Source organism: Paenibacillus albidus, assembly GCF_014644435.1.
GTDB classification, from domain to species: Bacteria; Bacillota; Bacilli; order Paenibacillales; family Paenibacillaceae; genus Paenibacillus_AQ; species Paenibacillus_AQ albidus.
In genome coordinates, this window is the sequence record NZ_BMKR01000012.1 from 23,480 (window position 1) to 44,344 (window position 20,865).

Annotated in this window: 15 protein-coding genes; 1 reads left to right on the top strand and 14 read right to left on the bottom strand. The window is 51.8% G+C overall.

Going from position 1 to position 20,865, the window contains the following annotated elements:
• Positions 1-2 precede the first annotated feature (2 nt).
• Genes IEY53_RS15710 through IEY53_RS15725 form a run of 4 tightly spaced genes read right to left on the bottom strand, consistent with a single transcriptional unit; the run spans position 3 to position 6,767 of the window.
• Positions 3-2,360 (bottom strand): DUF5682 family protein, encoded by a 2,358-nt coding sequence (locus tag IEY53_RS15710; protein ID WP_189026505.1) that lies wholly within the window; start codon positions 2,358-2,360, stop codon positions 3-5.
• A complete protein-coding gene (locus IEY53_RS15715; RefSeq protein WP_189026507.1) occupies positions 2,357-3,460 on the bottom strand; it encodes an AAA family ATPase in 1,104 nt (367 codons plus the stop codon). Before IEY53_RS15715 ends, IEY53_RS15710 begins: the two co-directional genes overlap by 4 nt.
• Positions 3,461-5,299: a HEAT repeat domain-containing protein gene (locus IEY53_RS15720; protein ID WP_189026509.1), complete on the bottom strand. Its 1,839-nt coding sequence runs from the start codon at positions 5,297-5,299 to the stop codon at positions 3,461-3,463.
• A 28-nt stretch (positions 5,300-5,327) separates the two neighbouring features.
• Positions 5,328-6,767 carry an SWIM zinc finger family protein gene (locus IEY53_RS15725; protein WP_189026511.1) on the bottom strand — a complete coding sequence of 480 codons (1,440 nt, stop codon included), beginning with the start codon at positions 6,765-6,767 and terminating at the stop codon, positions 5,328-5,330.
• A 351-nt stretch (positions 6,768-7,118) separates the two neighbouring features.
• Here IEY53_RS15725 and IEY53_RS15730 point away from each other — a divergent pair, with 351 nt between their 5' ends.
• Entirely contained in the window at positions 7,119-8,114 is a 996-nt protein-coding gene (locus IEY53_RS15730) for a phosphotransferase enzyme family protein (RefSeq protein ID WP_189026513.1), read from the top strand.
• 16 nt (positions 8,115-8,130) lie between these two features.
• On the opposite strand, the gene IEY53_RS15735 is transcribed toward IEY53_RS15730, so the two are convergent.
• From IEY53_RS15735 to IEY53_RS15780, 10 genes are all read right to left on the bottom strand, one after another.
• Positions 8,131-8,733 (bottom strand): response regulator transcription factor, encoded by a 603-nt coding sequence (locus tag IEY53_RS15735; RefSeq protein WP_189026514.1) that lies wholly within the window; start codon positions 8,731-8,733, stop codon positions 8,131-8,133.
• Complete coding sequence (locus IEY53_RS15740) at positions 8,730-9,866, bottom strand: sensor histidine kinase (RefSeq protein WP_189026516.1); 1,137 nt, start codon at positions 9,864-9,866, stop codon at positions 8,730-8,732. Before IEY53_RS15740 ends, IEY53_RS15735 begins: the two co-directional genes overlap by 4 nt.
• Positions 9,867-10,005: 139 nt before the next feature.
• On the bottom strand, positions 10,006-11,049 hold the full coding sequence (gene desA, locus IEY53_RS15745; RefSeq protein WP_189026798.1) for a Delta(5) desaturase DesA: 1,044 nt from the start codon (positions 11,047-11,049) through the stop codon (positions 10,006-10,008).
• A 120-nt stretch (positions 11,050-11,169) separates the two neighbouring features.
• Positions 11,170-12,375, bottom strand: a complete 1,206-nt coding sequence (locus tag IEY53_RS15750) for an MFS transporter (RefSeq protein WP_189026518.1) — start codon at positions 12,373-12,375, stop codon at positions 11,170-11,172.
• 185 nt (positions 12,376-12,560) lie between these two features.
• Entirely contained in the window at positions 12,561-14,159 is a 1,599-nt protein-coding gene (locus tag IEY53_RS15755) for a response regulator (RefSeq protein ID WP_189026520.1), read from the bottom strand.
• A 16-nt stretch (positions 14,160-14,175) separates the two neighbouring features.
• Positions 14,176-15,543 carry an ABC transporter substrate-binding protein gene (locus tag IEY53_RS15760; protein WP_189026522.1) on the bottom strand — a complete coding sequence of 456 codons (1,368 nt, stop codon included), beginning with the start codon at positions 15,541-15,543 and terminating at the stop codon, positions 14,176-14,178.
• 14 nt (positions 15,544-15,557) lie between these two features.
• Entirely contained in the window at positions 15,558-17,282 is a 1,725-nt protein-coding gene (locus tag IEY53_RS15765) for a cache domain-containing sensor histidine kinase (RefSeq protein ID WP_189026524.1), read from the bottom strand.
• A gap of 88 nt (positions 17,283-17,370) precedes the next feature.
• Positions 17,371-18,234: a carbohydrate ABC transporter permease gene (locus IEY53_RS15770; RefSeq protein ID WP_189026526.1), complete on the bottom strand. Its 864-nt coding sequence runs from the start codon at positions 18,232-18,234 to the stop codon at positions 17,371-17,373.
• Positions 18,231-19,184, bottom strand: a complete 954-nt coding sequence (locus IEY53_RS15775; RefSeq protein WP_189026528.1) for a carbohydrate ABC transporter permease — start codon at positions 19,182-19,184, stop codon at positions 18,231-18,233. The genes IEY53_RS15770 and IEY53_RS15775 overlap by 4 nt, the downstream gene beginning before the upstream one ends.
• Before the next feature lie 121 nt (positions 19,185-19,305).
• Positions 19,306-20,667 carry an ABC transporter substrate-binding protein gene (locus tag IEY53_RS15780; RefSeq protein ID WP_189026530.1) on the bottom strand — a complete coding sequence of 454 codons (1,362 nt, stop codon included), beginning with the start codon at positions 20,665-20,667 and terminating at the stop codon, positions 19,306-19,308.
• Positions 20,668-20,865 lie beyond the last annotated feature (198 nt).

Here is a 20,865-nt window from a genome sequence, read left to right on the forward strand (position 1 = left end):
GGTCAAAAGTCCTCAAAATCAAAATCATTCAGATCATCCAGCATTTTCGTCTCTTCCTCCTTAAGTTCACCCGTCAGAATTTCCGCCGCCTGTTCCACATTTACACCCCATAATTCACCAAGCAGCTCCGCGACCATTGTTTTTTCACGGGGAGAGAAGGCACTGAAGGCTCTGCGCAAAAAGACAAGGGCCCGGGTAAACTCCGCGTCTTGCAACGAAGTAATATATTCATTAAGTTGTTCCCACAGGCTCATACGGGACAAAAGCCCGTAACGGTTGCGCATGGACAGCCCTTCAAACCAGCCGGCACCCAGATCGGCCGGAATCCCGGGCGACAAACGCCGCGAGACCTCGGCGGCACATTGTTCGGCTGTAATCGCATTACGTTCCATCAGAATCGCACAAGCGAAGCCGGACAAGCGGGGATTGCGGTCATCCCGCTCTGATAGAAACATCAGCTCCTGAAGCCACAATGCTTCATCAACAGTGTCGCTGTGGTCCAGCCCGATCCGGTTCAGCTCGTTCATGGCCGTAACCATCCCGTCTGCCGCTTCATCATTGCAGTTGCTGGCATCCAGCAGGAACAGACAGCCGCGCAGAAACAGCTGCTCCAGCAGGGGAACGAGCGGCACCGTATCCACCCGGCGGATGTCTCCAAAGCTGATAATGGTGGACAATTCACGTGCAGCCGCCGCGATCTGCACCACATCCCGGCTGTCCGCAGCCAGTCTTTGCAGGGTCTGGCGGCCTTCCTCCATCTGGGAGGTCATGCCGCATTCACAAGCTACGCGGATCAGTGCTGAAGCCTCTGCAATCGAGCGGCAGTCTCCGAGCTTCTCGCGCAGCACGTACGCACAGGCAACCTCCACGGTCTCTCCAAGCAGCGTCGATTCCACCACCTGAATCTCTACCTCCGGCGTCCACTGGATCACCCAGCTTTCGGCCCAGGTCGCGGCATTTTGCCCGCTTTGCTGTTTCTTGGCAAAGGCCACGCCAAGCAAGCTCAGCCGGTGGAATAGCAGCGACCGGTTCAAATCCAGATAAGCCGCCTCCTCGGAGGAGACTCTGCGGTTCTCGCGGAGATCAAGGTCCAGTGTGTCCGCCACTGCCGTTTTGTATTTCGTTAGCTTCAGCTTCTTGAACAGCCGATTGAGGTCATCTTGAATCGGCGTCTGGCTGACACCTTCCGCCAGGCTGCCAATCGAGGTGCCCACATCAATGCGGGCCAGGGCTTCGGCCACCACGGCAAGATCACCGTGGCCCAGCAGGGTCTGGGCCGCATCCCGTAAATCGCGATGGGTTGGAGCACTGCCTCCGTGCAGTGCAGCCAGCGATTCGGCGAGCCGGACGGCTTCAATAACTTCCGCGGTGGAGCGGTGGGTCCCATTATCCCGCAGCAGCCTGGCTACGGTGGACAGATAGGTATGGGGCAGCTCCTGCTGCTTGCCAGTCTTCAACGCATTCCACATGAGTTCAAAATAATGGGGCGCTCCGTTGCCCGCCCCGTAGCCGGACATTGTGGAAAGCTTGTAATAGGAATAAGGCATCAGCGTTAGCTTGGTACTGCGCGAAGGAAGGACCGCAAGCTCGCTGTCCGACATAACCTCTTTCAGCTCCGCAAGCGCTGCCGCATGATAGGCACCACAAATGACAACAATTCTGCCCGGATCGTGTCCGGCCGCAATCGTGGCTTGGATCTGTCTGCGCATGTAGGCTTCCCGCACATAATTATAAGCATGCTCAGCGGGCTGCTCCCGTTGTTCTGCGGCCTCTGACAGCTCTCTCATCTCGGCGGATAACGCAAGTATCGCCTCCCGGTATGCGCCCACGCTGGCATTATGCTCATAATTGCGTTCCCAATACATATCGTAGTCATATTCACCGGCAATTTCCGCTATGCGAGTATAGACCGAACTCTCTGCCGGAGCAAGGTCTACCTCGGTTTTTTCCGGATCAGGGGAGCCTGGAGGAAGTTCCGGCTGAGATTCCGCCACAACCCGCGCCTTTGGCAACAGCGCGTCTTTCATCGCCAGCGTCACTGACGATGGAAGATCTATAAATGCGCACTCCGCACCGTTCTCCTGAGCCCATTTCAGACCCTGATATTCGGGGGAATAGACGGCAAAGGGCCATAACACTGTCCGTACAGGCAGATCATCCGTAAAGGCCAGCACCGCGATAGGAGGTTTGGTTGCCGGATTGACCAAATGGGGAATTTCCGGTGTGGCGTCCGCCGGCCCTTCAATTAATACCGCTGTCGGCTGAAGCTCGTTCAGGTAGTCCAGCACATGCTTCGCGCCGCCAGGGGAAAGGTGCCGCACCCCAAAGATATGTACCGCCGCTTCAGCAGTCGACTTCACGCGTTCATCTCCTTACAGGCATTATAGAGCCCCCGCCAGTCTGCCCCTCTTTTCTTCATAACATTGTCAAGGTATTCTTTCCAGACCAGCTTATCCTTGTCATCATCCTTAACAATCGCTCCCTGCAGCCCCGCCGCCAGGTCGTCATCCGTAAGCTCCCCGTTCCCAAAGCTGGCCGCCAGCGCCATGCTGTTCGTCAGCAGTGAAATGGCTTCGGCCGTAGAGATTACACCCGCGGGAGACTTTAATTTCTCCTTTTTGTCCAGAGTCATGCCGCTCCGCAGCTCCCGGAAGATGGTCACTACCTTAAGCAGCGCTTCATCCGCAGGCACGGAGGCTTGCAATTCATAGGAAGAAGCAATTTCCTCTACACGTTTCTTGACGATTTCAAGCTCTGTGGCCAGATCTGACGGGGCAGGCAGTACAATAATGTTGAAACGTCTCTTGAGGGCAGCCGACATTTCGTTGACACCGCGGTCTCTCGTGTTCGCTGTAGCAATAATGGAGAATCCTTTGCGGGCACCCGCTTCCTTGCCCAGCTCCGGAACGGAAATCGTCTTCTCGGACAGTATGGAGATGAGCGCATCCTGCACTTCCGACGCACAGCGGGAGATTTCCTCAAACCGGGCGATTCCGCCGTCCTCCATCGCCCGCATAATCGGGCTTTTGACCAGCGCTTCCGGCGTAGGTCCGCCAGCCAGCAGCATGGCGTAGTTCCACGAATAACGGACCTGCTCTTCACTCGTTCCTGCCGTACCCTGCACCACCAGTCCCGAATTGCCATAAATCGCGGCAGCCAGATTCTCGGACAGCCAGGACTTGGCCGTACCCGGCTCGCCGATCAGCAGCAGCGCCCGGTCGGTGACCAGCGTGGCGATCGCCATTTCAATCAGGCGGGGATTGCCAATGTATTTAGGGGTAATCAGCATGGAGCCGGCTTTGCCCCCTGTGATGAAGGTAAGGACCGAGCGGGGCGACATCTGCCACCCTGCCGGAATCTTGCCCTTGTCCGCTTTAATGAGTGCATCCAGCTCCTCGCGGTATAACACTTCGGCGGGCAGACGCATGTAATCCTGAAGTTGCTCCTGTTCAGTTGTCATTTATATCTCTCCTCTTTGGCTGATCATCTTAAGCACATAATCCAGCTGTTCTCCGGCATCATGATTGTAGAAGCTCCGGACAGCCTCCAGACGCTCCTTATAGTACGAAGGCAGCTTGCAGAGCTGTTCAAAGACATAGAGATCAAAATTATAGCAGCGCGTATTCCGCTTGTCTTCCAGCGCGGTCATTAGCGCCTCATGCCGCACTTCCGGCGCCGCTTCAGCCCGTTCCAACCCCATCAGCAGCAAGGTGGCGAATTTATTGCGGAATTCCGGGTTATCCTGAAGTTTATCCAACAAGAATTGTTTGGCAGCGGGTTCATCCGGTCTGGCAAAAACACTGACCAGCTCCAGATCTCCCCGATCCAGGAACCAGTTCAGCCAGCGGGAATCCCATTTTGCCGCCTCTTCGGGGGAGATCATCTCAATATGAGAATATGTGTACTGATAATGGCCGGGGGACCATACTTTTTCATAATTAGTGTAGGTACGGGAAATTACCTTGCCACCAATGGTCTGCAGAAGTTTCTGCTCCCGCAGCCTGGCTTCCTTGATGTCCTGCTGGCTTCCGCTTTTTATAATGGAGCCGGCATACTGATCGAATAACTCTGACGGAGACAAGATGCGCCCCGCCACCTCAAAGGCTTCCGGCAAATACCGGTTATGCCGCTTCTCCAGCGCTTGAAGCAGTGCCAGCACCTCGGGGGAATCCGAATGCTTCATATAACTCACCGCCCAGTTGACAAGATCCACCAGCCCGAGGGACAAATACAATCCATACTTCGCAATAACATCCGTATACAGCGCGGTCAAAGCCTCACTGCTTATACCGTACAACGCTGTCCGGTAATGATTGAGACGGGCCATCAGCTCTTCTTTTTTCGCCTTATCACTCCCGATTTCTGCTGCATGCACCAGTTCCAGGGCGAACCTTTCGATAATACGCTCATGCAGGCCGGTGATGGATGCCCCGCTTAACGCGTAAGCCACGATTTCTCTGTCCTTGCCTTCAAAAGCTTCATAAAGCCTTTCCGCCGCTTGGGCTGAGCCGCCGTTCGCAAGTGCTTTATAAGCCGCTTCACGAATCGTTTTTCTCTTATCCTTCGATAAATCCAGCAGCAGGTCTTCATGCTCTTCATAACCGCTTAACAGCTCAATGGCCGTAACCCGGACTTCATCCGAGCCGTTCTGAGCTGCATCCAGAATGATACTCCCGCCAGCCTCCGGGTGCACAGCTGCCATGACCCGCAGCTTGCGGGATTCGGTTTTGCCGCCCGCAGGATTAAAGCTTTTGATTAATTGAACAGCTACGGGCGCCCCGTAAGCCGGCAAAATATGCTCTGTAGCATAGTCGGCAATCTCTACGTATGGATCACTCAGTGCCTTCAAGGCGTATGGAAAGAGACGCAAATCCTGGAAGAGGCCAGCCTTGTAAGCATCGGTGACAATTTCATATCGTCCGCTGCCGGTAGTGCTGAGCGCGGTCTGTACCTCCGCCAGCTTACGATAAGTATAGGTGGTGGACAAGCGTACTGCTTCAGTCTTCAAGGCTCCGGGCTCTCCGTCCGCATCGGTTGAGCCTTGCGTGTAGAGAACCGAACTAAGCAGTGTGGCCAGTTCCTGAAGCTGTACAGCCGGTGAATCGCCTTGCCCGCTGCCGGGCTCTACCAAGGCGCTGATTCCTTCCCCCAGTCTTTTGAAGACCGCCGCCCGCTCTCCAAGCTGCTGAAACTGCGGCAAAAGACGTTTCAAACGAAAATCTCCCGGGGCCAGATCACTGCCGGCAATGTAGAGCCGTCTTACTTCCTGATGAAGCTCCTGCAATAATGCTGTGCTCATAATGGTCCTCCTATGATTGAAATAAGATCTAGTATAAAAGCCGGGTAACCGTCTCATCAGTTATCAGTGTAAGCGGCTGGGCCACCAGCCGCCCTTGATCCATGCGGTGCTCAAACATGACAAGCACGGAAATCTCCTCAATCTGGTCTTCGTTCAGATAGGGAAGCAGCGCCAAGGTTCCCTGCGGAAGCGATGGGATATCCTCCAGTACCAGGTGCTTTCCGCTTTCATCGGTAAGCACGAACTGGCCGCTGTCGGTTTGGCCCAGTCTTGAGGCATGCAACAGCATAACCGGTGATTTATCGCCTAACGGGTTCTTCAATTGGTTTTTTACCACCTTGACGGCTTCAGCAATCGAACGACGTGCTGTACCTGTCACTGCCGCCAGGTCTGCTTTCTCTACAGGACGGGGAGCCATTCCTTCAAAACGCACTCTCGCATTCAAATCGCCGGGATAACGGTACAGCTGTGGAACCCGGGCCACCTCAAAAAAGCTGTCATCCTCCCTTAAATGTTTGGCAGCCTTATAAGGACGATATTGCACGGTCCGGTGTATCTCACCGCCCGTTGTCTCCAGCCAGTACCCTACGTCTACATACTCCTGGCGGGCAGTATCATCATAGCTGTAAAATGTAAGCTGCAGCAGCTCTACATTCTCCGTTACCAGGCCCGCCTCTTTCAGTTCGGTCAACTGCCAGGCATGTCCCAGCCACTCCTCCATCGTGGATTCATGATCCAGAGCAAGTTCGGGGTCTTCCTGCTTGGCGGTTAAATAAGCACGGCCTTTTTTGATAAAAGCATGCAGCCGTGCCAGTTGATCAACGGCATATGTATAACTGTCCTCGCGTTCTGCATCACTGGACAGCAGCAGTGCAAAGCGGCGCAACTCCGTCTGGGCTCCCGAAAGATAATAGTTGCCCATTTGCTTCACATGCTCCTGAACCGTCTTGAGCGTTTTTTTGTCAATGGTGGCCAATCCGCCGCGGATGAGGGACAGGATCAGTTTCTCCAGCACATCCAAGCCTTCGAGCTGGGCTGTAATTTTCTTCTTGAGCGCCGATTTGTTCACTTTCTTCGGCTTCGGCGCTGTTCCTTCAGCCTCTTGCTGGGTTTTGTTCTCTTCCCGCTTCTCGGCTTTACCCCGCTTGACGATGATGTCCTCCGGTACCGGAGCAATCGTGAACCCCTGTCCTTCGGCATAGGCATACATCAGACCAAGCGCATGCTTGCACGGGAATTGGCGGCTGGGACAGGTACACCGGGCTACCGGCTTGTCAGGCACGATAAAATCAACAGAGCATTCATAGTTGGACTTGCCGCTGCCTGAACACTCGCCAAAGATTAAATCCCCGGTCTCGGAACAGTTCAGCTGCACAAAGCTTTTCTTTTTCACCAGGCCCAGGCCGTTTTTGATCGCAGCCGCATTTGGGGCGAGTGAATCTACGTACGATGAAGTTAGTTCAAGCAAAGTCAGATTCCTCCCTGTCAAAAGTTGATAGATTCAAGTAAGATATATAGATTGAACTGAGTTTTTCAAATGGAGGCAATGATCGTAACTACGGTGAATGTTTGGACTTCCGGCCGCTGTTGTCCCCAGATTTCTTGATTTACCGCTATTCGCAGTGGAAATCCGGGGACAAAGGCGGACGCTACCGCTACTCCAGTTCCAAAATTCCCCTCCGTTACTTTCTCCTTGTTATTGTATTTTTCAGTTCAATCTATATAGTCTGTTATTACCCATCCTACACAGATAAGATCACATGTTTGCATTTAATCTTAACAAAAACCTATCCAACATCCAATCCTGGAGGAAAGTCCTATGGAAAAACTAGTAAAAACGTCCCGGGAAATTTATGAGGATTTGCAGGAATCTTGCACAAAGCTGTTCAATCTGGAGTTTTCGAATCCCCGGCCGTTGTCGTTGGGCTGGCTGAATTTGAAATGGCGGGTGGAGTCCAAGGAGGGGCAGTGGGTACTGAAGCAATTCAGCAAGGAGCGTTATAGCGGATATGATGCGGACAAAGTACACTCCGAGCAAAAAACAGCACTTGAGGAACAGCAGCGGCAATACAAAGCAGGAATCCCTTGTGCCCGTCTGCTTGCACATGAAGGAGAGGTGATGCATTACTCCTCCGGCGGCGAAAGGTTCGTAGTGATGGAATATATCGCGGGGGAACATGTACAGGCTGGCACTCTGAACGGGCAGCAGATGTACAATCTTGGGAGAACCTGCGCCCGCATTCATAATGTGGCCAACGATGGCCATTATGTGCAAAGTGGTCCTGCAGCCACCCAAATCTCCAGCCGCAGCGAGCGGATCGGGTACTGGAAATCACTGCTGGATAAGGCCCGGCAGACTCACATTCTGCAGCTGGTTAACCGCCAACTTACGGCTGCCTGCCAATGGGAGGATAGTCTTATCAAGGACTGTGTGCAAGGTTGGGCGCACCGGGATCTGTGGACCGACAATCTCCTGTTCAACGGCAATGAATTGGCCGCTGTCCTTGATTTTGACCGGTTTGCCTATGACTATCCGGAACTGGACATCGCCAGAGCGGTGATGTCCGGCGCCTTCAATACCGAAGATCTGGACAGGGATACCGCCGCCGCATTTTTGGAAGGCTACCGCACTGAGCGGGATTTGCCTGAAGGTACGCTGAGCCGCGCCCTTTATTTATTGTGGAGTCTTGAAAGTGTCTGGTGGATTAAAGCCGAGATGGAGGGTGACCGGCCCCAGCCCCTGCGGTTTGCCCGCGAGATGGATTGGCTGGCCACGAACTTCACTCAGCTGCAGCAACGCTTCGGGGATCTGTAGAGGGCAAACAGCCCTTTTATTTAAACCAGCCTTTTTCCTTAAAGCGGGTAATGGCCTCGATTCGATTGCCTACCCCCAGCTTGTCAAGAATCACTGAGATATAATTGCGGACTGTACCGGTGGTAATGTATAGCTGGCTGGCAATTTCTTTGGTATTTTTGCCGTCTGCGATCAGGCCCAGCACTTCCTTTTCCCGTTCGGTCAGCGGATTGGATTCCCCGCTGTAGGCTTCATCCATTAGTTCCGGCGCGTACATCCGTCTGCCGGCCATGACACTGCGGATCGAAGTCGCCAATTCCTCGCTTGGACTGTCCTTAAGCAGGTAAGCATGCACTCCGGCCTTAACCGCACGTTCAAAATAACCTGCACGGGCAAAAGTAGTCAGTATCATCGTTTTGCAATCTGTATTCTTAAGCGCTTCGGCAGCTTCCAGTCCGCTCATCGCAGGCATTTCTATATCCATAATGCAGATATCCGGCTTATGCAGCTGAACCAGCATTACAGCTTCTTCCCCGTTGCTCGCGCGGCCCACTACTTTCATATCCTCTTCCAAATCGAGCAGTGAGGCTAATGCGCCCAGCAGCATCCGCTGGTCTTCTGCAATTACAATTTTAATCATAACTTCTCCTCCTCTTCCGGCGGTACAAAGGTATTGGGAACCTTGAATACAATCGTGGTTCCCCCCTCTCTGACAATATCCATCGAGCCGTTGACAAATTCCAGCCTCTCCCTCATTCCCTGAAGCCCATGGCCTTTAGAATACACATTGCTGCCGGGAATACCCACGCCGTCATCCTTTACCATAATGCTCAGATCGTTGCGTGCAGGTTCGATCGAAATCCGGCAGGACTTGGCATTGCTGTGCTTAACGATATTGGTAACAGCTTCCTTGATACACATGCTGAGCACATTTTCGGTAATCAGCGAGGTATTGGTCAGCTTGGGATTTCCCTCCAGCACAAACTCAATTTCCGCCGCCTTCAGGTATTGACCGATCCGCAGCACCTCTTCTTCCAGCCGGATGCCCTTCATCTGGGTCACTAATTCCCGCACTTCCTTCAAAGCGGTGCGCGCCGTCTGCCGGACATCATTCATCTCGGCGATGGCCTTATCGGGATTTTTATGCACCAGCTTGCCGGCCAGATCGCTTTTCAGGCCAATCAAGGACAGCTTTTGCCCCAGGGTATCATGGAGGTCACGGGCGATTCGCTGGCGTTCCTCCAGCTTATACAGTCCCGAGATCTTTTTGTTCGCATCCTCCAGCTGTCCTTGCAGCTTATCCTGATTATTACGGTTGTAGGTTGTCACAGGAAGCAGGACAACGGCAATCATGCTGACCAGCACAAAGGGAAGCTGGGTAATAAACACCGGATTGCGCGAGAGCAGCATATAGTTGATCGTAATAATGGTACTGAGCAAATGGATGGAATACAGGGTGAAGAACCCGATGCGGTTCTGGATATTCCCGATAAAAAACGCTAAAAACAAGGCAAAGTACATATATCCAAACAAAAGCGTCATGGAAATGGACACAATGATCATCACACTGGTCCAGAAGTAGACCAGCCAGCCTTTGGAGACAAAAGACAGGACATAACATACAAAAAACAACAGGATCATCAGAATTCCCCAGACCATTTGGAGCGTGGAGGAGGAACGGAAAATGAAATAGAAGGGAAGAATGTAAAAAACGACCCACACATAAGGGCTGAGGCCTGTACTTTTATGAAAGATCGAATACCACTTTTGCATGCCAGCCATCCTTTTTGCCTAGATTATTGTCTCTATATTCTAGCATAGATCTGCTGCAAACCGGCAGCTCTGCATGAAAGGAGAGGAAGATTGGAGCCCCCAGACATAACCGGGTCCCAAGCTTCCTCTCCGTATTTGCTTATGATACTTTCAAAGGTTTGGAAGACGCCTTTGGATTCCGCAGTCTGGCTTTGATTTCCTTAAAGCTGACGAACCCTTTATGCTCTTCATCCCACAGGCGGAAATGAATGGCCTTCAGGCTGGTGCCAATCGTAATCGTCGTTGCTTTTTGCAGCGGCGGTGTGTTGTTGTGTGCTTTTTCCAGGTTGTAGTTAGGTACTTTCGGGCTTAAATGGTGGACATGGTGGAAGCCGATATTGCCGGTAATCCATTGCAGCAGCTTAGGCAGCTTATAATAGGAGCTTCCTTCGACCGCAGCCATGACATAACTCCACTCTTCTTCGTTCTCGAAGTAAGAATCCTCGAATTGATGCTGTACATAGAACAACCAGATCCCCAGAAAGCCGGAGACAAATACGATAGGCAGCTGTACCATCAGGAAAGCCGGCCAGCCGATAGCCCATACGATCAGTGCGTACAGCCCGACAATCGAAACATTGGTAAGGTAGGTGTTCATCCGTTCTTTGCGTCTTGCCCCTTTGACATTGAAACGGTATTGAATGAGGAACACGGCAATGGGACCGATGCCGAACATCACCAGCGGATTACGGTAGATCCGGTAATACAGACGCTTCATTGGAGAAGCGGCAATATATTCGTCCACGGTCATGATCCAGATGTCGCCGATGCCCCGCTTGTCAAGGTTGCTGCTGCTGGCATGGTGGATGGAGTGGCTTTTTTTCCACTGCTGATAAGGAACCAGGGTCAGCACGCCGGTGATCGTACCGATGATATCGTTGGCCCGGCGGTTTTTGAAGAAGGAGCCATGCGTACAGTCATGAAAAATGATAAAGGTGCGGATCACGAATCCGGCTGCCGGTATCGCAAATACCAGCGTGAGCCAGTAGGATACGGATAGACTGAAATAGCCGGCGCTCCACAACAACACGAGTGGCCCAAGTGTGTTTATTAGCTGTCTTATACTTGCTTTGCGGTCATTTTTTTCGTAGGGTGCTACACTTTTTTTTAGGTTGGAAAGCTGGGATGTCTGCTCTTTATTCATCATAATCGTTTCCTCCTTGATGTTCCTGTTACGGAAACATTCATCTACCTTTAGTATAAGTAGATAAGTGTCATCCTATAAGTCATAAACATCAAGTCACGAGTATGACAAATGTCATAGTTATGCCCGTGAAGCTTCCTGTGCGGCAGGCGCTTTTTTGAGAAGAGGAACCAGCAGCAGCATGCCGATCAGGAAAAAACAGCCGCTGGCCGCATATACGGCAAACAGGGAGAAAGCTCCTTTAAGATAGCCGGTAACCGTCATGCCCACGACCATCATCCCCATAAACAGCGGCCCCATAATCCCGCCGACACGGCCCATATACGCAGCTTGCGTGTTGCGCAGAATAAGTGTGTTGATCCCGACATGGATACATGGATAAATGAAACCCGAAACGATCTGCAGCGCAAGCGTCAGCGGTGTAGAATGCGACCAGCCGACAAGGACTGTACAGACTGCGCTGACCAGCAGACCTGCGGCGAGCAGGAGCTGCGGCTGCAATTTACGGGCCACACCCATAATCACGGCCCCGCCGAGCAGCATCGCTCCCCCGTTCGCCATCAGCATCCATTGCAGAAATTCCTTCTCCCGGCCCAGATTCTCAATGATGACAAAAACCGCCAGCGGCTGAATCAGACCTGCAGCCATCCCGGCGAAGGCAAAAGTCGCTCCCAGATTACGCAGCACCGCATTCGATTTAACATAATTCAGTCCGGCTTTCATTTCTGCGCCGATGCTGCCCTGGAGCTGTTCCTTATTCTCCTGAGCATCCGCAGGCAGCCTTGTCAGGACCAGTCCTGAGGCGATGAACATCACTCCCATTACAGCCAGGGAAATTTCAATTCCGAATTGCCCGTATACATAAGCGCCGGCTATCGGCCCGATGACCATGAAGAATGCAGACAGCGATTGGAATACCGCCATGACCCCCTGCAGCTGTTCCTCCAGAACATGCTGCTTGAAGAGCTTCATGGCCGAAGGCTGGGAGAACTGCGACAAGACAGCCGATATAAAAGTCGCCGCCAGCAGGGAGTGCCATGAGCCCTGCATGACTGCGACAAGTACCGCAAACATCGAGATGGCAGACAGAAAGTCGCTGAGGATCATGGTCCGTTTGGGACGCCAGCGGTCGGCCATGGTTCCTCCGATGATGGCAAACAGGAAGATCGGCGCAAATTCTACCACAGAGATCAAAGAGACATAAAACGGATCATTGTTCGTTAATTCCGTCACATACAGCAGGATAGCGAAGTTCCGCACCCAAATCCCAAGCTGCAGCAGCATGCTCGACAAGATAATGGTACGCACATATTGATTTTTAAACACAAAAATGCTCCTTTACTCGAAAATAATAAACAAAGTAACGTTACGTTTATTATAATACAAACAATTACTTATTTTGTCTATATTTAATTAGACATATATCTAAAATGTTTATTTTTCCGCACACCAAAAACCCTTTATCCCGAGCTAGCCGCATGAAGCTGCATAACTCGTTATAAAGGGTATGGTTAATGAGTCTGTTTGGCATTGGCCTCACGATACTCCGTGGGTGTCTTTCCGCTGGCTTTCTTGAAGACCTGCGTGAAATAACGGGGGTCCTGATAACCTACCAGCGGCGCCACCTGATACACTTTTACATTGCTGTTCTGCAAAATGTATTTGGCCTTCTCCATCCGGCAATAAGTGACATATTCCAGAAAGGTATAGCCCGAAATCTGCTTGAACAAGGTGCAGAAATGGCTGATGCTCAGGTCAGCCATCTCTGCAACCTCCTCAATACTAAGATCCTTGTGATAGTTGCTCTCGATATAGCGCTTCGCCTTCTCCACCACACTGCGTCCGTCTTCCCGGGTCACAGGTTTGCTGCTGTGGGCCATCCACTCCCGGAATTCTTCCTTTAAGGAGGCGAGCATTTCGTTCAGGGTGCCAAAGGTATGCAGCCTGCTCAGCAAGCGCCCGTGTGAGCCTTCGGAACTCAGGTTCAAATGCTCGAATTGCCGGTACAGCACCACGAGCATCTCCATGATCAGACGTTCGGCTGATTCCTTAGGCAGAGCCAACGCTTCAATCGTAAGGCCCAATTCATCCAATAGATGCAGCATACGCTCCATATCGAGCGTACGGATGCTCTCAATAAGGGCGGCTTCCAGCTCTTTGGGATATTTGATCTCCTGACGTCCGTCCGCAGGGAAATCCTCCTCGGTAAAGACGCCGGCCTGATGCGCATAAAAACGTTGCACCAGTGCCCTGGCCGCCAGCGGGTACACACTGCTGAGCTGGTCTATCCCATGGGCAACCGGGCTGAGGCCGACGGAGCAGGAGAGTTTGGAGTACCTGCGGATTCCGCTGACCAAATCTTCGCCCAGTTGTTTTTTATTCGTATAGAGAGAACCCGGGAAGAGCAGGACCCATTCTCCATTATGAAAGGGAAACACAGTCAGAACGCCATGCTCCAGGGACCACTCTTCCACAATATTGCGGACCGCAAATAACCACAGCCGCTTCTCTTCCGGGCTCCATTGCTTGGTCAAGGCGGCATAATCATCAAGCTGAACGACCGCCATGAAATACTCACCCTCCAGCTCACTGTTCTCCAGCCAGCTGAGTTGCTGCAAGGGCCGCTGATTTCCCAGTGTGAATTCGGCGAACATCCGCTCTCTGGCCAGCATGGACAACATTTGCACGGAATGCATCAGCTGGTCATTCTCCTTCTGGCGGTCCAGCTTCTCACGGGCCCTCTTCAGCATGGCGGTAAGCTCCTCGTGATCAATAGGCTTCAGCAAATAATCAAAAGCTCCCTGACGCAGGGCTTCACGGGCATACTCAAATTCCCCGTAGCCGCTGATAAAGATAAAAATCCGCTTGGCGTTCTGCGAGAGAACCTCTTTCATCAAACTAATCCCGTCAATAACCGGCATGCGGATATCGCTGATGATGATCTGCGGAGCCGTTTCTTCCACCAGACGCAAGGCCTGCTCTCCATTCCTGGCCTCCCCGACAATTTCCAGCGCAAGCTCAGTCCATGGAATCGCCGCCTTCAGACTGCGCAGAATAATTGGCTCATCATCCACCAGCAGCACCTTGTACTTTTCATGCAGCGTTACCATATCCGTCCCCCCTCGTTTATTGAACGGCAGAACTGCGGATCAAATTCCAGTATTGTTTGGAGGCAGCCCCAAGCTGCCTGAGCGCTTCCTTGGGCTCCTTGCCGCCGTCTATCATCTCTTCAATGACACTCAGGAATGTCTTTTTCACCTCGGGTGAGAGCAGATTGTCATAAGGCACAAAGCTCAGATGGCTCGTTTCCATCATCTGCATCACCTGTGCAAATACAGGACCTGTGGTGTCCGGGTCAAAGGAAATACGCATGGAGGGAATCCGCAGGCCTTCGTAGACAATGCGGCTCTGAACCTCTTGGGTGTAAAAGGCCTTCATCAGCTCCAGCGCCGCTTCCCGTCTGGCCCCTTCCAGACTGGAGGAAAGCCCGATACCAATCGTGTAGCCGCCTGCAATGGAAGGCTCAGTTCCCTCTTTGCTTGCAGGGAATGGCATAACCCCGACCTCGCTCTGAAACCCTTCCGGAGCATGATCTCCCGAGAACAGATTGATATCCCAGTTTCCGTTCAAATACATCGCAGCTTGGCCGCCGGTGAACAGACGGACTGCATTTTCCGTCGACAGATTATTGGAACCGGGGCTGAATGCTCCCTCTTCGATCCATCTGCCCAGATGCTCAAAGGCCTGCAAATACAGCGGATTCTCAAAATCCGCCTGTTTCCCGCCAAGCACCAGCTCCTGGATCAGCTCGGGTCCGGCATAACGGTCCATCAAATAATGGGCAAAGATAGCGGCCGGCCAGCGGTCTTCATTGCCTAGGGCAAACGGAATATAGCCGGCAGCCTTCAGTTTGAGAATCGCTTCATCCAGCTCCTTGACCGTAGCCGGGACTGTAATTCCCAGCTTGCTGAAGATCGTCTTGTTATAATACAGCGGCTCCGCGTTGCCCTCGATCGGCAATCCATAGATATGCTTGTCGAACGTCCAGAGATGCAAGTCCTTGAACTGATAAGCAAGCCCGTTCTCCTGCACGAAATCCGTCAGATCAATCAGCCGGTTGGAACGTACGTACGGTTCGATTTCTGCGCCTCCGAACAGGACAAACATGTCGGGCGGAGTACCGGTAACCATTTCGCTTTTCAGCTTTTGTTCACGGTGCACAGTCTGGTCCAGCCCCTCAAAGTTCACCTTCACATTCGGATGCGACTTCTGGTATTCCTCCACCACCTCTTCAAAAATAGACAGCAGCGGACGGTCATGCTCTTTGATCCAGAAGTGGCGGAACGTGAGCGTAAGTTTCTCCGGGGAATTATCTTCAATCGGCTCACGGTCTTCTATTGATATGAACAGTACCGCACCGGCCATCAGCGCAATGTACAGCAGAATCCAGCCCCATTTGGTTAGCCAACGCACGGCATAAGCCTCCTTCTTCATCCCGCATCTTCGTCTCATGGCAGTATTTTGGGTATCCGGATACGGATGGTGGAGCCGTAACCGGGGGATGAGCAGACAAGGATACCGTAGGGACTCCCGAAACGGATATTCAGGCGTTCATGCACATTCTTCAGCCCTACTCCACTGTCGCTGTATTTTTTCTGATTACTGTGCTCCTGATCCCATAGGCTGAACAGCGTAGCCTGATCAAAGCCGGGGCCGTTGTCTTTTACAATTATAATGATATCCTGACCCATTTCCCGGGCTTCAATCGTGATGATTCCCGGAGCTTCCATTTGCTCAATGGCATGATATAAAGCGTTTTCTACAATCGGCTGCACGATCAGCTTCTGTGTCATATAAGTCTTGAGCATCTCCGGAATCTCGATGGCGTAGGAGAATTTATCCTCGAAGCGGAACTTCTGGATATCCAGGTAATGACGAACATGCTCAAACTCCATGTGCAGCGGAATCAGCTCCTGGTTCTGGCTGATGCTGATCCGCAGCAGCTTGCCAAGCGAAATCACCATCCGGCTGATATCCTTATTGCCCTGCAGCACAGCCATGGAATTGATGGACTCCAGTGAATTATAAATAAAATGCGGATTAATCTGCGCCATCAGCGCCTGCATTTCCGCTTCCTTTTTACGCCCCTGCTCCGTCTGTACCTGCTCGATCAGCTCATTGATCTGCGCGCTCATCAGGTTGAAGCCGTCGATCAGCTGATCGCTTTCGTCATCTGCACGCTGGGGAGTGGTGATTGGCATAAAGATCCCCTGCTTGACGCGTTTCATCCCGTTTACCGCACTGTTAATACTCCGGACTAGTCTCCGGACAAAATAACGGTCGAACAAAAAGGCGGACAACAGCGATACCGTACCCAAAATAAGCGCAATGTTGCGGATGGATACCGACTCTGACGAAATCAGATTCATGGGCGTAATCGCCGCCAAATACCAGTCGGAATTATGTGAGGGCAGGAAGGTAATGAGCGATTTTTCCCCTTGATAATAGTCGATGTAATAGTCCTGCTCCTTGTTGTAATGGCTCTCCAGAAAAGGAAAATCCGTGCGCTGGCCGATATGCTCGCCGGATTTGCCGAAGACGATATTCCCCTGCTTGTTCACCAGCAGAATATCCCCTTTCTTCAGCGTGGCCGCTTCCCAAAAAATCTGATCCAGCAGATCCGGTCTGACGTAAACCACCAAATAGCCGATATCCTCAAGTGAATAGTAATCCTTGACGATCCGGGCCTGGATCAGGACCGGTTGTCCGGACGACTCGGACCCGTTCTCACCGGGCCCCGACCAGACAGGCCGGCCTTCGGCATTTGTCATCGCGCCATACCAGGACTGCGCTTTCATATCGGCAAAGGACAGCGGTGCATTGTACTGATACAGCAGCCGGTCCTTGCCATATAGACTGAACGAAGTAATCATGGGGTGATTGATCAGTAAATTGTTGATTTCCTGTTTACGGTCATAGGTCAGCACAAAATCCGGCTGTTTGAGCGACTGCTGAATCGCAGGCTGCGTAATCGCCGAATTGGTGATCGAAGAGATCTCACTGAGGGCAAACTTAAGCTTGCGGTCCGTCTCAAGCAGTGAGATCCAGTAGAAGTTGCTTGATTTCTTCTCCATGGCGCCCGAGAAATTCACATATGTCACCGTGCCCATGACGATCACGGGAATAAAGACAAGAAGAATAATGGCAAACAAAATTTTACGGCGGAGCTTCATTCTCTTTCCCTACCTCCTGCTGTCTCTCTGCCTACTTATTATTCTTCACGGCAGCCTCTATTCCCTTGTTTCACGCCAAATGAAAGAATCAGCTCTTGATGGCGCCGGATGTAAGGCCCGCGATGACCCAGCGGCTGAACAGCAGGAACACAATCAGCAGCGGCAACGTGGCGGTAAAGGTGGCTGACATGATCATGCCATAATCCAGTCCGTCGCGCGTCGTGAACAGCTGCTGCAGGGCAATCTGGATCGTGAAGTGTTCCTTATTCTTCAGTACAACCAGCGGCCAGAAGAAATCATTCCATACCGTCATAAAATTAAGAATGCCGAGGGTGGCCATCGCTGGAGTTATGACCGGGATAGCAATGTTCCAGAAAATACGGAAATGTCCGCCGCCGTCAATCCGGCCCGCTTCGATCAGCTCTGTATGTACGGCAGTGGAAATATATTGCCTCATCCAGAAAATACCGAACGCATTGACCATCGCCGGTACAATCAGCGCCTTGAAGCTGTCGATCCAGTGCAGTTTGGCCATGATGACGTAAGTTGGCAGCACACCGAGCTGCTGCGGCACGAACAAAGTGGCAATGACGAAGTAAAAAAGAATATTTTTAAACGGGAATTCATATTTCGCAAAAGCATAACCGGCCAGGGTACAGAAAAACACGACCGAGATCGTCACCATGGACGATACAAACAGGGAGTTGCCGAGGGCCTGGAAGAAGTCCGCTTTTTCAAGCACCCGTTTGAAGTTGTCAAAGAATTGATCCCCAAGCGTCAGAAGCGGCGGCACATGGAATACAGCTCCCTTGTCGTTGGTTGCAACGACAAACATCCAATAGAATGGAAAGACGGAAACGAGCGCTCCAAGGATCAGTACAATATAATAGCCAATTTTGCCGATGAATCCGAGATCATCCGGATTTTTTTTGAATGCACGTAGTGTGCTCACGCCTTTCCACCTCCAGTATCTCCGCCCATACGGCTGGAAACCAGCATATTCAGCAGCGAGAAAATAATTGTAACGACGAACAGCAGAACTGCCGTAGCCGCCGCTGTGCCAAAGAATCCGTTGCGGAATGCTTCACTGTAAAGGTAGGTAACCATTGTGATGCCTTCCTGACGGGTCGAGCCGGTTCCGGATTGACCCAGGAATACGTAAGGCTCTGTAAAGAGCTGCAGGGCGCCAATCGTGGACAGCAGCGTTACAAATACAATAAACGGTCTGAGCAGCGGCAAAGTAATAAACGTAAGCTGCTGTCTTCTGTTCGCGCCGTCAATCCGCGCCGCTTCGTATAAATCCACCGGGATGCTTTGCAGGCCCGACAGGAAAATAATGGCATTGTAGCCCGTCCAGCGCCACATAACCATTGTGGAGATCGCTATTTTGACACCCCACCAGCCTGAGTTAAAAGCCATGCTGTCCAGTCCAAGCCCGTTCAGCAGCCAGTTGATCATCCCGTTATTGCCGAACAGGGTGCTGAATACAAGAGTAACGGCAACAATCGAAGTAATATTGGGCATAAAATAAAGAATGCGGAAGGTTTTTTTGAACTTTGTCATGCCGGAATGCAGCAGAACAGCCAGCAGCAGGGCCAAAATAATCTGCGGCACCGTGCCCATAAGTCCCATAATCAGCGTATTGGTGAAGGAGATCCAAAACGTCGGATCGCTGGTTACCAAATCGTAGTTCTTCAGCCCGACAAACTTCATGGGGCCAAGGGCGTCCCATTTGAAAAAGGATAAATAGATGGTAAAAAAGATCGGATATAGTCCAAATATCGAGAACAGAATAAAGAAAGGAGAAATGAAGGTATAAGCTGTGATGCGGCTCCGTCTTTGTTCAGTTAAAAAAGGGCGTTTGCTCTCGGCATGCGGACTCGTTAGTACGGGTTCAGCCATGTCACACCTCCGGATAATCATACAACCTGAATTTTGCTCGGAATAAGTCCGGGTTCACAGAAGAGTGCTTCTCCCTGTGAACCCGGACCTCCTGAATCCTGCCAGTTCGATAATCGCGAACTTAGCTGCGTTCAGCCAATGTTTTTGCTTGTTTTACAGCTTCGTCCCACTCTTTGGCCGGATCTGCTTTTTTCTCCAGCACGTTTTTGAGCGCATTTTTGAAGAACGTATCCGTCTGGTCATGCAGCGGTCCGTAGTATACCGGTTTTACGCGGTTGGCTGCTTTACCGAACTCAACTGCGGTTTGTTGGCCGGCAAAGAAATCATCCTTGAAATCAACGAATGCCGGATCTTCATACAATGCCGGAATCGACGGCATCAGACCTTTGGTTTTGAAGGAAGCCAGCTGGCTGTCCTTGCTGTCGAGCCAAGCGATGAATTCATAAGCTTCTTTCGGGTGTTTGCCTTCTTTAGGCAGCGTGAAGAATGATCCGCCCCAGTTGCCTGAACCTTCGGGAAGCTGGGCAATTTTCCATTTGCCTGAGGAATCAGGTGCGTTGCTCTTCAGGTTGCCCGCCATCCATGCCGGACCCATTACGACGGCAAAAGATCCGTCGCTCATGCCTTGGCCCCACTCCGGAGACCACAGCATCACATTGCTGATCCAGCCTTCCTGGATGCCTTTAACCGTGAAATCATAAGCTTTCTTCACTTGCGGATTCTTGTCGCCGATGAAGCTTCCGTCAGCTTTGCTGAAGTAGATTTCATCTGCGGATTGGTCACGCAGGGCGTTGTAGGTCAAGTCTGTCAGGTCGGAGAAATATTTGCCGGTTTTCTCTTTGTATGCCTTCGCTACAGCAGCGAATTTATCCCAAGTATCGATAGCCGCTCCAAACCCTTCGGGGTCACTAGGCAACCCGGCTGCTTCAGCCAGATCGGTGCGGTAGTAGACTACAGTCGGGCCAATGTCCGTTGGCAAGCCCAGCTGGAAGCTGCCGTCCACTGAAGAAGCCTGCTTCCATTTCCAATCCAGATAATTGGCTTGAATATCCTTCGCGCCGTAATCGTTCAGATTGTAGAATTTATCCTGCGCACCAATGAAACGCTCCATGAAACCGATCTCAAGTTGGAAGATATCCGGTGCGCCCGACCCTGCCGACAAGGCGGTGGTCAGATTGTTGTGATGGGCAGTCTGGTCACCGGTATTCTGCATTTTGATGGTGATATTCGGATGCAGTTTGGTGTACTCGTTCGCCAGCTCTTCGTAGTTGACGTTGCCGAGAGACCAGAAGGACAGCTCTATCTTTTCCCCGGTATCGCCTCCACCCTCCGTCTTGGCGGGTTCGGTTGTTGCGGTGTTGCCCCCGGTATTCGCCTGGCCTTCGTTCGTATTCTTGACGTTGTTTCCGCCTCCACAAGCTGCAAGCGATCCCACCAGCAGAACCGAAGCCAGCGTCAGCGCCAGATGTTGTGCTTTTTTCATTCCTTTGTACCCCTTTCAAAGGTTTCTTTTTACAAGATTTAGTTTAACGTAGGCGCTTTCTTTTTTTGAGGAGGCAAACTTCCGATTTGAGGTGGAAATACTTACGAATTGGGCTGAAGTGAAAACTGGATTTCTCCCCCTTCCCCGGGTATACTGGTTTTATTTCCATTTCCCGTAGAACCACTTCATTATTTAAGG